Below are 258 nucleotides of genomic sequence, written 5' to 3' on the forward strand. Positions count from 1 at the left end.
CTATCTTTAGCCATATCACACCTTAAAAACCTCAAAGGAAAGTTTGCTTAAATTAAGCTTAATTTAAGCAAACAAAGTGGGTGTATACCAATTCGCTGAATTAAATATTATTGTGGATGGGTATTAAGCACCCGCAATTTGCATTTGCTCAATCAGCACTGAGCCCGTTTGAATACCACCACGTCGCTCTATATCGCCACCAATAGCTGAAATACCTTTAAACATATCTCTTAAGTTACCAGCAATAGTTATTTCACT

The 258-nt window shown here is 36.4% G+C and carries 1 protein-coding gene; it reads right to left on the reverse strand.

Features of this window, described 5'->3' with window-relative positions; all coding sequences use genetic code 11:
- Positions 1 to 123 precede the first annotated feature (123 nt).
- Positions 124 to 258: metallopeptidase TldD-related protein (locus tag SB765_RS31220; RefSeq protein WP_410932705.1), on the reverse strand; the 135-nt coding region annotated here is incomplete at its 5' end.

Source organism: Pseudomonas sp. SIMBA_067 (assembly GCF_046534675.1).
Lineage (GTDB): Bacteria > Pseudomonadota > Gammaproteobacteria > Pseudomonadales > Pseudomonadaceae > Aquipseudomonas > Aquipseudomonas putida.